This window comes from Amycolatopsis sp. NPDC003861 (assembly GCF_053605405.1).
This window is the reverse complement of sequence record NZ_JBSGJD010000274.1, coordinates 1-12,244: the sequence shown is the minus strand read 5'-3', so window position 1 is coordinate 12,244 and position 12,244 is coordinate 1. Positions and strand designations below refer to the sequence as shown.

Sequence of the window (12,244 nt, the reverse complement as noted above, 5' to 3'; positions counted from 1 at the left end):
CATCGCGCTGCTGACCGGCGCGCGCTGGCGGCTCTCCGCCGCCGACGTCGCCGCGCTGTGGCGGCGCGCCGGCGAGCTGTCGAGCCCGGAGAAGCCGGACACGCCGGAGCTGGTCGTCGAGCGCGTCGAGCAGGCCGGGCTCATCGACGCCATCGACGAGCCGGGCGACCCGGAGCGGTACTCCCAGGAGGGCTACCAGCGGATCCGGCGGATCGGGTGGGAGCTGGCGGCGCTGCGGCGGCGGCTCGACCAGTCGCTGCCGGAGCTCGTCGCCGACGTCGAACGCACCATGCTGCTGGACGTCGAATCGCTGGCCCGGCCCGGATCCGCGGGACGGGCGCACCTGGACGCGTTCGCCGAAGTCGTCACCGACTACGCCGAAACGGCGCCGACCGCCACCCTGCTGTCCTTTGTGGACTACCTGAACACCGCCGCGCACGCCGAAGACGGGCTCACGCCCGGCGAGGTCGAGGTCGTGCCGGACCGCGTGCAGGTGCTGACCGTGCACTCGGCGAAGGGCCTCGAATGGGAGGTCGTCGCCGTGCCACACCTGGTGCAGGACGTCTTCCCCGGGCGGCGGCGGTCGTCGTCGTGGCTGCGGACGGCGACGTCGCTGCCCGCCAAGCTGCGCGGTGACGCCGAGGACCTGCCGACGCTGGCCATCGCCGAGGGCTACGACCGCAAGGAAGTCCAAGAAGGACTGGAGCTGCACGAAGCCGGGTTCGTCGAACGGGAACAAGCGGAAGAACGGCGGCTCTGCTACGTCGCGCTGACGCGGTCCGAGCACGCGATGATCGTCTCCGGGCACTGGTGGAACGAAAGCAGCAGCCGCGCGAAGGGGCCGTCGGAGTTCCTCACCGAGATCGCCGACGTCCTGCGCGAAACCGGCATCGGGCAGCTCGCGGAGTGGGCGCCGGAACCGGACAAGGACGACGAAAACCCGCTGGTGACGGACTCGCGGGCGGCGCGCTGGCCGGTCGACCCGCTGGGCGACCGCCGCACCGGCGTGCAGACCGGCGTCGAGCTGGTGTCCGAAGCCCTGGCCGCCGAGCCTTCGGACGAAGACGAGGACGACGATCCCGACGGCTGGCTGACCGACACCGACGTCCTGCTCGAGGAGTGGGCGCGCAAGGACGACCACGTGCACCGGGTTCCGCTGCCGTCGCGGCTTTCGGTGAGCCAGCTGGTCGCCCTGGCCGACGACGCCGGCCGTCTCGCCGCCGACCTGCGCCGCCCGCTCCCGGTGGAGCCCAACAGCTTCGCCCGCCGCGGCACGGAGTTCCACGGCTGGCTGGAGCGCCGCTTCGCGGGCGACCAGCTCATCGAGATCGACGACCTCCCGGGCGCGGCCGACTTCGGCGAGGCCCCCGACGCGGACTTCGAGGAGCTGCAGACGGAGTTCGAGAAGAGCGAGTGGGCGGCGCGGGTCCCGGTGGCGGTGGAGGTGACGTTCTCGGCCGACGTCGAAGGCATCACCCTGCGCGGCCGGATGGACGCGGTGTTCGCCGACCCCGACGGCGGCTGGACGGTGGTCGACTGGAAGACCGGCGCGGTCCCGCCGGAGTCCCGCATCCCCGCGCTGTCGGTCCAGCTGGCGGCGTACCGGATGGCCTGGGCGGCGCTGAAGGACGTCCCGGTGGAGCGGGTCCGCGCGGCGTTCCACTACGTCCGCGCGAACCGCACGATCCGCCCGGCCGACCTCCTGGCCCCGGAAGCCCTCCGCGGCCTGCTCCGCGACCTCCCCGAGGCGTGATCAGCCCCGCAACTCGCGTGATCGGGGACGTGACTGGCGTGATCGGGGACGTGACTGGCGTGATTGGAGCCGGAACTCGCGAGATCCGGCCCTGATCACGCGGGATCCGGCTTCGGTCACGCGGGATCCGGGTTCGGTCACGCGAGATCCGGGCTCGATCACGCGGGTTACGCGTTGTCGCGGACCTTCAGGGCCCAGGCGATCAGGGGCCACTGGAGGGGGAGGCGGGCCCAGGCGATCGCGCGCTGGGGGGCCGGGGCCGAAGCCGCGTCCAGCGCCATCTTGACGTTGCCGGGGAAGACGCCCAGGAAGAGCAGGGCCGCCGCCAGGCCGCCGAGGCGGCGGGTGCGGGGTGTCGCCACCGCGGCCGCGACCGCCAGTTCCGCCACGCCCGAGCCGTACGTCCAGGCCCGCCGCGAGCCCGGCAGCGACGCCGGGATCAGGCCGTCGAACGGCTTGGGGACGGCGAAGTGGAGCACGCCCATGAAGCCCAGCGCGCCCGCCAACACGTGCGCGGGCCGTTGCGAGGTTGCCATGGACTCATCGTTCCACGCGGCGGCGCGGTGTCCGGTTCGGCTATCCTCCGGGCGTGAGTGACGCTCGACACGAGCCAGCATGAAGGCGCTCAAACGGTTGCCGCTGGGCAGTCTCACCGATCGGCCCGACCACGAGCTCGTCGGCGTCCTGCGGATGCCGGAGCTGACGGTCAGCCCGCTCCGCTCGATCGTCAAGCGGATCATCGGTGCGACGCTCGCGCTGCTGGCCACGGTGGTCATCGTCTACCTCGACCGCGACGGCTACCGCGACGCCAACGGCGACGGCCTCTCCCTGCTGGACAGCCTGTACTACGCCACCGTCTCGCTCTCGACGACCGGCTACGGCGACATCGCGCCGGCCACGTCGTCCGCGCGGCTGGTGAACGTCCTGGTGATCACCCCGCTGCGGGTGCTCTTCCTCATCGTCCTGGTCGGGACCACCCTGGAAGTGCTCACCGAGCGCTCCCGCCAGGCGTTCAAGATCCAGAAGTGGAGGACGAAGGTGCGCGACCACACCGTCGTCGTCGGGTTCGGCACCAAGGGCCGGTCCGCCGTCAACGCGCTGCTCGGCGACGAGGACGTCGCCCCGGAGCAGATCGTCGTCGTCGACACCGACCAGCAGGCCCTCGACGCGGCGAGCGCGCTCGGCCTCGTCGCCGTGCACGGCTCGGCCACCCGGGCGGACGTCCTGCGGGTCGCCGCGGTCCAGCACGCGCGGGCGGTCGTGGTCGCCCCGAACCGGGACGACACGGCGGTGCTCGTCACGCTCACCGCCCGCGAGCTGGCGCCCAAGGCGCACATCGTCGCGTCGGTGCGGGAGGCGGAGAACGTCCACCTGCTCAAGCAGTCGGGCGCCAACCAGGTCGTCGTCTCCAGCGAGACGGCCGGGCGGCTGCTCGGCATGGCGACGTCGACGCCGCTCGTCGTCGACATCATGGAGGACCTGCTGACCCCCGAATCGGGGCTGGCGATCGCCGAACGGGCGGTCGAACCGTCCGAAGAGGGCGGTTCGCCGCGGCACCTGGCCGACCTCGTCCTCGGCCTGGTCCGCGACGGCGTCCTGTACCGCGTGGACGCCCCGCAGGCCGACGCCATCGAACCGGGCGACAAGCTGCTTTACGTCAAAAAGGTCACCCAGGCGGAGAAGATCGAGCGGTGACCAGGGCGCCTGGGTTTTGCCCGCGGGATCTGGAACCATGGCCGGGTGCCCCCGCGATCCCTCGCCCTCACGTGGCCCACGGTGGCGATCCCCGCCGCGACGGGTGTGCTCGTCGTGCTGCTCGCCTGGCTGGCCGGGCCCGGCCTGCTCGGCATCGGCAACGACGTCCTGGGTGCGCCGGTGCAGGCGGAGGTGACCAAGCCGGCGCCCTGCGGCCAGGCTGACGCGAAGGAAACCGTCAAGTTCACCGTCGCCGGGAAGGCCCACGAAGGCACGCTCGACGGCTGCGGGCACGGCCAGGGCGAGCGGGTCGAGGTCGCGGTGCCGGACGTGCTGCCCGACACGGGGTCGGTCACCGTCACCGCCGCGGACACGTCGATGGGCGCGTCCGACGCCCGGCGCCCGCTCGGCCTGGCCCTGCTGGTGTTCGCGTGCTTCTCCGGCGGGATGTTCGCCTACCTGTGGCTGAGCATCCCGCTGCGCACCAGAACCGGCCCCAGAACGGCTAGCTGACCTCGGACGACGGCGCCGCGAAGGTGTTGCAGTCGGCGATCCGGTTGCTCGTCGCGCCCGCCCGCCACCAGGACGCGTAGTGCGCGTTCGTCCCGTGGTCGTGGCTGCGGGAGGTGTTGTCGCCGCGGGTCTCCTGGTCGTTCCAGGCCTTGTTGTACATGTCGCGGCTGATCGTGCCGCCCTGGTCGACGTGCGCGCCGAGGAACATCCCCGAGAAGCACTGGGCCTGCAGTTCCTTGCGCCGCGACATCTCCAGCCCGGCCGGGCTGTTCTGGCCCGCTTCGTAGATCTTCTGCCAGGCCGCGTCCATCAGCCCGGCGACCTCCTGCACGTGGTGGCCGTACTCGTGGGCGAACAGGGCCAGGTAGACACCCGGGTTGTTGCCGTACTGGTCGGTCTGCAGGCCGCGGAACGGGACGTACAGGTTGTTTTCGCAGTAGTACGCGGCGGTCGCGATGCCGACCTGGATCGTGCCGCACTCGGTCTCGAAGCTCGCGCCGGTCGGGAAGTGCAGCGACGGCGGCGTGAACGGCAGGTGGTAGGCCTCGAGGAACGGGCCCCACGCCGCGTCCAGGCACTTGCTGGCCGCGGTGAAGAACGCTTCCGCGCCGTTCTGCGTGCTCTGCCAGGCCGGCAGCGTGCAGACGCGGTTCTGCAGGCCGGCGTTCGGGTCCTGCAGGATCGGGTGGTCGGCCAGCTTGAGGATCTTCTGCGGGCCGGTCGGGCTGGGCGTGGAGAGCTCGGTCGCCGGGTTCGACGCCGACGCCGGGGCCCCCGCGCCGCCGGGCGGCAGCTGCTGCGGGGGGACGTCCTGGGACGACGGGACGTCGCGGAGGTTCGGGTTGGCCAGCGGCGTGTCGTCGCGGTTGAGGGCCACGATCGCGACCAGCCCGAGCACCAGCACGGCCACCGCGCCGAGGCACACGCCGATCACGGCCGCCGGTGACCGGCGCCTCGGTGCGGACACGGTGTGCGGGCGGCCCAGCCACGGGAGATCCGGTTGCGCATCCGGCACCGGCGGCGGCTGAACGGTTCCGCGAGGCGGTTCCTGGCCGGGGGGCGGTTGCGTCACTAGGCAGTCCCGAAGGGTCTCGGTACGGACCGGGGGTACCCGATCCCGCCATTCAGCATATCGGGGGAACGGCCCGTCTCGCACCCGTCCGTGCGCACCGCGTCACGACGCACCGACGTCACCCCAGGTCTGGCCGGGTGCAACGGGCTCTGAGAGAGTGTTGCCAAGCAGGTACTGCAGGCGAGGGGCTTCGATGACAGACACCGGTGGCGCGCCCGGCGGCGAGGGTGCCGACACGCCGACTCCGAGCCAGGGCGTGCCCTCGGCTCCCGCCCCCGGATCGAGTGAGCCGAAGCCACCCGGAGATCACGCCGCGTCACCGCCGACGCCGCCCCGCGGCTGGCAGGCACCGGACACCCCGGCCGCGCCCGCGACCCCGCCGCCGGGCTGGCAGCACGGGTCGTCCTACCGGCCGGACGCGCTGCCGCCGTTCTCCGGGCAGCAGCAGTACCAGCCGCCGCGCTGGAACCCGGACGGGCTCGGCAAGCCCGGCGTGATCGCGCTGCGGCCGCTCAACATCGGCGACATCCTCGACGGCGCGATCACCGCGATCCGCCGGCACGCGCTGCTGATCCTCGGCATCGGCGCGGTGGTGGCGGTGCTCAGCGCCGCGCTCACGTTCGTCCTGCAGAGGTACGTCCTCACCGACCTGGAGAGCTTCGCGACCACGGTCGAACTCGGCCCGGCGGCGACCGAAGAGGAACTGCGCAACGCCCTCTTCGGCACGTTCGGCGACCTGTTCATCGTGCTGATCTCCTCGACGCTGGTCTCGACGCTCCTGCTGACCGTCACCACCGGCCTGATGGCCGCGGTGATGGGCCGGGCCGCGCTGGGCCGCGAGGTCAGCTTCGGCATCGCCTGGCGCGAGGTGCAGCCGCGGCTGCTGCCGCTGCTCGGCGTGGCGTTCGTCTACGCGCTCCTGAGCACCATCGGCGTCATGCTCTGCATCATCCCCGGCGTGCTCGCCTGGGTGTTCTGGGCGCTGGCCGCCCCGGCGCTGGTGCTCGAGCGCGGCACGTTCCGGGAGGCGTTCGCGCGGTCGGTCAAGCTGGTCGGCGGCGGCGCGTTCTGGCGGGTGCTCGGCGTGCTGCTGCTGGCCCGGATCATCGAGTCGTTCTTCGAGAACATCATCCAGCTGCCGTTCACCATCGGCACGGGCATGTTCAGCCAGATGTTCAACCCGGGCAAGGTGACCGTGCCGAGCACCGGTGACCTGCTGCTGGCGTCGGCCGGGCAGATCATCGCCGGCACCGTCGCGATCCCGTTCGTCGCGCTGGTCACCGTGATCGTCTACCTCGACCAGCGGATGCGCCGCGAAGGCATGGACATCGAGCTGGCTCGCGCCGCCGGGGTGCAGCCGCCCCCGGCATGGTGACCTTCCGGCTGACGGACGTCCCGGTCGACCTCGACCGGGACGCGGCCCGCCGCGCGGCCGAGCAGGAACTCTCCGACCCGAAGTACCGCGAGGCGCGGCCGAGCTTCCTGCAGGAGATCGGCCGGTGGCTGGGGGAGCAGCTGGACAAGCTGCTGAACAGCCTGTCCTCGGACGTTCCCGGCGGGATCTTCGGCGTACTGCTGGTCCTGGCCCTGCTGATCGTGCTCGTCGTGGTGATCCGGGTGCGCACGGGCAAGGTCGCCCGCGCGGCGCGGGCCGAGCGCGTCGTCTTCGGCGGGCAGCGCAAGAACGCCGCCGACTACCGCCGCTCGGCCGCGGAAGCCGCCGCCGCGGGCCGGTTCGACGACGCGGTCCGCGACCGCTTCCGCGCCGTCGTGCGGGCCCTGGAGGAACGCGCGCTGCTCGACGTCCGCTCCGGGCGGACGGCGGACGAAGCCGCCGCCGAAGCCGGGCAGCTGCTGCCGAACGTCGCGGACCAGTTGCGGCAGGGCGCCCGGCTCTTCGACGACGTCCACTACGGCGGCCGCGAAGGCACCGAAGCGGCGTACCGGACCCTGACCGAGCTGGACGAACGCTGCCGCCGTGAGCGGCCGGTCGCGATGGCGGCCCGGTGAGCACCTCGGTCTCGCCGGATCTGCGCCGGATCTGGCGCGGTGCCCGGATCCCGCTAGCCCTCCTCGTCCTGATCTTCGTCGCCGGGGCCTTGCTGCTGCTCGGCCGGGGCGAGCAGGCCTACGGCGCCCTCGAACCCGGCTCGTACGAACCCGGCGGCGCGCACGCCCTGGTGAAACTGCTGAAGGACCAGGGGGTCGACGTCCGGACCGCGCACACGGTCGCCGAAGCGGACGCCGAAGTCGGCGAGGACACCACGCTGCTGGTGACCGCCCCGGACCTGGCCCCGGCGAAGCGGTTCGACGCGCTGCGGGAGCGCGCGGCCGACGTCGTCCTGGTGACGCCGGGCGAGGTGACGCTGCGGGATTCGCTGCCGCTGGTGCACCCGGCCGGGCGCAGCGACGTCGGGACGTTGCCGCCGCAGTGCACGGTCGCCGCGGCGGTCGCGGCCGGCGAGGCCACGCTCGGCGGGATCGGCTACACCTCGCCCGGCGCGCGCTCGTGCTACCCCGGCGAGGACGGCGGCGGCACGCTGCTGCAGCTCGCCGAGGGGAACCGCACGACGACGCTGCTCGGCACGCCGGCCCCGCTGACCAACCAGCGGCTCGCCGAGCAGGGCAACGCGGCCTTGTCGCTGCGGCTGCTCGGCGCGCACCCGAAGCTCGTCTGGTACCTGCCGACCACGTCCGACCCGGCGCTGGACGACTCCCGCCGGTCGATCTTCGACCTGATCCCGGACGGCTGGTACTACGGCGCCGCGCAGGCGCTCGTCGCGGTGGCCCTGCTGGCGTTGTGGCGGGCCCGCCGGCTCGGCCCGGTGGTCACCGAGCCGCTGCCGATCGTCGTCCGCGCGGCCGAAACGGCCGAGGGCCGCGCCCGGCTGTACCGGCGGGCCAAGGCGGCCGGGCACGCGGGCGAGACGCTGCGGGAAGCCGCGCGCGGCCGGCTGCGGACCGCGCTGGGCCTGCCGCGCGACGCCGACGCGGCGGCGCTGGTGGCGTCGGTGAGCACGCGGACCGGCCGTCCGGCGAACGACGTCGGCGCGATCCTCTACGGCCCGCCGGTGCCGGATGACCCCGCGCTGGTCCGGCTGGCCGGCGAACTCGATCAGGTGGAACGAGAGGCAGGGCGAACTTGACCAGCGGTACCGAGAACGCGACCGGGGCCCGCGACGCGCTGATCGCGCTGCGCGCCGAGGTCGGCAAGGCCGTCGTCGGCAACGAAGCCGCCGTCACCGGGCTGATCCTGGCGCTGCTCTGCCGGGGGCACGTGCTGCTCGAAGGCGTCCCGGGCGTGGCGAAGACGCTGCTGGTGCGGGCCCTGGCCGCGGCGCTGGACCTGGAGACCACGCGCGTGCAGTTCACGCCGGACCTGATGCCCGGCGACGTCACCGGCTCGATCGTCTACGACGCGCACAGCGGCGAGTTCTCCTTCCGCGAGGGGCCGGTGTTCACCAACCTGCTGCTCGCCGACGAGATCAACCGGACGCCGCCGAAGACGCAGTCGTCGCTGCTGGAGGCGATGGAGGAGCGGCAGGTTTCGATCGACGGCAAGTCGCGGCCGCTGCCGGACCCGTTCATCGTGATCGCCACCCAGAACCCGGTGGAGTACGAGGGCACCTACCCGCTGCCGGAGGCGCAGCTGGACCGGTTCCTGCTCAAGCTGACCATGCCGGCGCCCTCGCGCGAGGACGAGATCGGCATCCTGTGGCGGCACGCGCAGGGCTTCGACCCGCGCAACCTCGCCGCGGCGGGCCTCAAGGCCGTCGCGGGAGCTCCCGAACTCGCGGCGGCGCGCGAAGCCGTGGCGCGGGTGACGATCGGGCCCGAGGTGATCGGGTACGTCGTCGACCTGTGCCGGGCGACGCGGTCGCTGCCGTCGGTGCGGATCGGCGTTTCCCCGCGTGGCGCCACGGCGTTGCTCGCGGTGACCCGCGCGTGGGCGTGGCTCGCCGGACGCGACTACGCGACGCCCGACGACGTCAAGGCCCTCGCCCGGCCCGCGCTGCGGCACCGCCTGGACGTCCGGCCGGAGGCCGAGCTCGAAGGCGTCACCGCGGACGGCGTGCTGGACCGCGTGCTCGCGTCCGTGCCCGTGCCGCGCTGACATGGCCGTCACCGGAAGGCTCGGGCTGCTGGCGCTGTTCGGCGCACTGGTGGTCGGGCTGCTGTTGCCGTCGACCACCGGGCTCCTGGCGGTCGGCGCGGTGCTGCTGGTGCTCGTCGCCGTCGACCTGGCGCTGGCGGGCAGCGTGCGGGCGCTGACGTTCGCGCGCTCGGGCGACACCTCGGTCCGGCTCGGCGAGCCGTGCGAGGTGCGGCTGGTGGTCGCGAACCCCGGTGGCCGTGCGGTGCGCGGGCAGCTGCGCGACGCGTGGCCGCCGTCGGCGGGCGCGGCCGACCGGCATGCCGTGCACGTCCCGGCGGGGGAGCGGCGGGCCCTGGTGACGTCCCTGCGGCCGACCCGGCGCGGGGACCGGACGGCGGCCCGGGTGACGGTCCGCTCGGTGGGGCCGCTGGGCCTGGCCGCCCGGCAGGGCTCGCACGCGGTGCCGTGGACGGTCCGGGTGCTGCCGCCGTTCCACAGCCGCAAGCACCTGCCGTCCCGGTTGGCGCGGCTGCAGCAGCTCGACGGCCGCAACGCGGTGCTGATCCGGGGCCAGGGCACGGAATTCGACTCGCTGCGCGAGTACGTCATCGGCGACGACGTCCGCTCGATCGACTGGCGCGCCACGGCTCGCGCGGCGGACGTCATGGTCCGCACGTGGCGCCCCGAGCGTGACCGGCACGTGGTCCTGGTGCTGGACACGGGCCGCGTGTCGGCGGGCCGGGTGGGCGACGCACCGCGGCTGGACGCGGCGATGGACGCGGCATTGTTGCTGGCTGCCTTGGCTTCCCGCGCGGGCGACCGCGTCGACCTGCTGGCCTGCGACCGCCGCCTGCGCGCGGCGGTGCAGGGCTCATCGGGGGCGTCGTTGCTGACGTCGCTGGTGAACGCGATGGCCCCGCTCGAGCCGTCGCTGGTGGAGACGGACGCGCGCGGGATGATCGCGGAGGTGCTCCAGCGGACCCGCCGGCGCGCGCTGGTGGTGCTGCTGACCGGGCTGGACGCGGCACCGCTGGAGGAGGGCCTCTTCCCGGTGCTGAGTTCGCTGACGGGCCGGCACGAGCTGGTGGTGGCGTCGGTGGCGGACCCTCGGGTGGCGGAGATGCTGTCGGCCCGCGGGGACGCGGAAGCGGTGTACGACGCGGCTTCGGCGGCTCGCACGACGGCCGAGCGGCAGCGCGTGACCGAACGCCTGGTGCGGCACGGGGTGCACGTGGTGGACGCGGTCCCGGAGGAACTGCCGCCGGCGCTGGCGGACCGTTACCTGGCCTTGAAGGCCGCGGGACGGCTCTAGGCCGACTCGGGCAGCGCGTCGCCGGCGTCGCGGGCGTCCAGGTCGCCGACCTCGCCGTCCTTCGCCGCGCGGCGGCCCAGCGTGAAGACGTACACCAGGAACGCCACCTCCACCGCCGCGCCGATGCCCACCCGCAGCCACGTCGGCCAGCCCGACGGCGTCACGAACGCCTCGATCACGCCGGACACCAGCAGCACGCACGTCAGCCCGAGCGCCATCACCACCACCGACCGGCCCTGCTCGGCGAGCGCCGCCGTGCGGGAGCGGCGGCCCGGGTCGATCACCGTCCAGCCGAGCTTCAGCCCCGTTCCCGCCGCGACGAACACCGCCGTCAGCTCCAGGAGGCCGTGGGGGAGCAGGAGGCCGATCATCACGTCGCCGCGGCCGGCCGCGCTCATCGCGCCGATGATCATCCCGGCGTTGAGCGAGTTCAGCCAGAGCGCGCCGAGCACCGGCAGGCCCAGCGCGACGCCGAGGAACAGGCAGGTCGCCGCCACCCACGCGTTGTTCGTCCAGACCTGCGCCGCGAAGGACGCCGCCGGTCCCGTCGAGTAGTACGTTTCCGCGTCGCCGCCGGGCTTGGTCAGCTCGCGCAGCTCGTCCGGCGTCCCGAGTGACGCGCGCACGAGCGGGTCGCGCGCGACCCAGACGGCGATCACCGCCATCACCGCGATCGACACCAGCGCGGCCGGGATCCACCAGCGCCGCGAAAGGTAGACCGCGGCCGGGAACCGGCGCGTGAAGAACCGGGCGACCTCGCGCCAGGCCGGGTTGTGCGACCCGGACACCGCCGCCCGGCCGCGGGCGACCAGGTCCGACAGCCGGCCGAGCAGCGCCGGGTCCGGCGCGACCGACCGCACGATCGACAGGTGCGTCGCGGTCCGCTGGTAGAGCGTCACCAGCTCGTCGGCTTCCGGCCCGGTCAGCTTGCCGCCGCGCCGGGTCAGCTCGCCGAGCCGGGTCCACTCCGCCGCGTGCGCGGCGACGAAGACGTCCACATCCACACCGGCCACCCTATCCGTCGATACGCTGGTCTTCGTGCACGAGGAATCGGAGCTGGTCACCGGCGAAGCGGTCGTCCTGGACCTGCGCGTGGCCAAACTCGCCAGCCGCGCGCTGGCGATGGCGCTGGACGTCCTCCTGCAGCTGGCCCTGCTGCTGGCGGCGGCCATGGTGCTTTCGTTCGTGACGCCGGCCGACGACGAGTCGCTCTTCGTGGCGCTGCTGCTGGTCTTCGTCGTGCTGGTCATGGTCGGCTACCCGGTCATCTCCGAGACGCTCACGCGCGGCCGCTCCCTGGGCAAGATGGCGGTGGGCCTGCGGGTGGTGCGCGTCGACGGCGGCCCGATCCGCTTCCGGCACGCGCTGGTCCGCGGCCTCGGCGGCTTCGTCGTCGACTTCTGGGCGCTCGGGCTGTTCGGCGCGGTCGCGGTGATCGTGTCGCTGTGCTCGTCGAACGGCCGCCGCGTCGGCGACTTCCTCGCCGGGACGCTGGTGGTCCGCGAGCGCGTCCCGGACGGTGCGGCGTACGCGGCGATCGGCATGCCGCCGGGCCTCGAAGGCTGGGCGTCGCAGCTCGACCTGACCCGCCTGCCGGACGACCTCGCGCTGGCCAGCCGCCAGTTCCTCGCCCGGTTCCGCGAGCTGCGCCCGGAGGCGTCCCACGCGCTCGGCTGGGGGCTCGCGCAGCAGGTGGGCAACGCGCTGGGAACGCCGGTGCCGCCCGGGGTGCCGCCGTGGGCGTTCCTGGCGGCGGTGCTGGCGGAGCGGCGCAACCGCGACCACGCCCGGGCGGTCCAGGCC

General features: G+C 73.6%; 12 protein-coding genes. 9 read left to right on the top strand and 3 right to left on the bottom strand.

What is annotated here, in order from left to right:
* The coding region (locus ACWEVN_RS40970; protein ID WP_452054881.1) for a 3'-5' exonuclease at positions 1–1,753 on the top strand (1,753 nt) is incomplete at its 5' end.
* Between the two features lie 167 nt (positions 1,754–1,920).
* Here ACWEVN_RS40970 and ACWEVN_RS40965 read toward each other — a convergent pair.
* Positions 1,921–2,289, bottom strand: a complete 369-nt coding sequence (locus ACWEVN_RS40965) for a DoxX family protein (RefSeq protein ID WP_449683734.1) — start codon at positions 2,287–2,289, stop codon at positions 1,921–1,923.
* A gap of 79 nt (positions 2,290–2,368) precedes the next feature.
* Between ACWEVN_RS40965 and ACWEVN_RS40960 the strand changes: the two genes are divergently transcribed.
* Both ACWEVN_RS40960 and ACWEVN_RS40955 read left to right on the top strand, forming a co-directional pair.
* Positions 2,369–3,448 carry a potassium channel family protein gene (locus ACWEVN_RS40960; protein ID WP_449683735.1) on the top strand — a complete coding sequence of 360 codons (1,080 nt, stop codon included), beginning with the start codon at positions 2,369–2,371 and terminating at the stop codon, positions 3,446–3,448.
* Between the two features lie 81 nt (positions 3,449–3,529).
* Entirely contained in the window at positions 3,530–3,961 is a 432-nt protein-coding gene (locus ACWEVN_RS40955) for a hypothetical protein (protein WP_452054882.1), read from the top strand.
* Here ACWEVN_RS40955 and ACWEVN_RS40950 read toward each other — a convergent pair.
* Positions 3,954–4,976: a neutral zinc metallopeptidase gene (locus tag ACWEVN_RS40950; protein ID WP_449683736.1), complete on the bottom strand. Its 1,023-nt coding sequence runs from the start codon at positions 4,974–4,976 to the stop codon at positions 3,954–3,956. The genes ACWEVN_RS40955 and ACWEVN_RS40950 overlap by 8 nt on opposite strands.
* Positions 4,977–5,226: 250 nt before the next feature.
* Here ACWEVN_RS40950 and ACWEVN_RS40945 point away from each other — a divergent pair, with 250 nt between their 5' ends.
* The 5 genes from ACWEVN_RS40945 to ACWEVN_RS40925 are packed head-to-tail and all read left to right on the top strand — an operon-like array spanning position 5,227 to position 10,441.
* A complete protein-coding gene (locus tag ACWEVN_RS40945; protein ID WP_452054880.1) occupies positions 5,227–6,408 on the top strand; it encodes a hypothetical protein in 1,182 nt (393 codons plus the stop codon).
* Entirely contained in the window at positions 6,402–7,043 is a 642-nt protein-coding gene (locus ACWEVN_RS40940; RefSeq protein WP_452054879.1) for a DUF4129 domain-containing protein, read from the top strand. The genes ACWEVN_RS40945 and ACWEVN_RS40940 overlap by 7 nt, the downstream gene beginning before the upstream one ends.
* Entirely contained in the window at positions 7,040–8,179 is a 1,140-nt protein-coding gene (locus ACWEVN_RS40935) for a DUF4350 domain-containing protein (RefSeq protein ID WP_452054878.1), read from the top strand. The genes ACWEVN_RS40940 and ACWEVN_RS40935 overlap by 4 nt, the downstream gene beginning before the upstream one ends.
* Positions 8,176–9,147 (top strand): AAA family ATPase, encoded by a 972-nt coding sequence (locus ACWEVN_RS40930; protein WP_449683740.1) that lies wholly within the window; start codon positions 8,176–8,178, stop codon positions 9,145–9,147. The genes ACWEVN_RS40935 and ACWEVN_RS40930 overlap by 4 nt, the downstream gene beginning before the upstream one ends.
* Position 9,148: 1 nt before the next feature.
* A complete protein-coding gene (locus ACWEVN_RS40925; RefSeq protein ID WP_452054877.1) occupies positions 9,149–10,441 on the top strand; it encodes a DUF58 domain-containing protein in 1,293 nt (430 codons plus the stop codon).
* Here ACWEVN_RS40925 and ACWEVN_RS40920 read toward each other — a convergent pair.
* The gene (locus ACWEVN_RS40920) at positions 10,438–11,445 is read right to left on the bottom strand and encodes a stage II sporulation protein M (RefSeq protein ID WP_449683742.1); all 1,008 of its coding nucleotides are present in this window, start codon (positions 11,443–11,445) and stop codon (positions 10,438–10,440) included. The two genes, ACWEVN_RS40925 and ACWEVN_RS40920, sit on opposite strands and share 4 nt — an antisense overlap.
* 34 nt (positions 11,446–11,479) lie before the next feature.
* Here ACWEVN_RS40920 and ACWEVN_RS40915 point away from each other — a divergent pair.
* The coding region (locus ACWEVN_RS40915; protein WP_452054876.1) for an RDD family protein at positions 11,480–12,244 on the top strand (765 nt) is incomplete at its 3' end.

Bases quoted from the DNA above. Each gene is read 5' to 3' on its own strand.
- ACWEVN_RS40960 (WP_449683735.1), top strand. From the start codon at position 2,369: ATGAAGGCGCTCAAACGGTTGCCGCTGGGCAGTCTCACCGATCGGCCC.
- ACWEVN_RS40925 (WP_452054877.1), top strand. From the start codon at position 9,149: ATGGCCGTCACCGGAAGGCTCGGGCTGCTGGCGCTGTTCGGCGCACTG.
- ACWEVN_RS40965 (WP_449683734.1), bottom strand. From the start codon at position 2,289: ATGGCAACCTCGCAACGGCCCGCGCACGTGTTGGCGGGCGCGCTGGGC.
- ACWEVN_RS40945 (WP_452054880.1), top strand. From the start codon at position 5,227: ATGACAGACACCGGTGGCGCGCCCGGCGGCGAGGGTGCCGACACGCCG.
- ACWEVN_RS40940 (WP_452054879.1), top strand. From the start codon at position 6,402: ATGGTGACCTTCCGGCTGACGGACGTCCCGGTCGACCTCGACCGGGAC.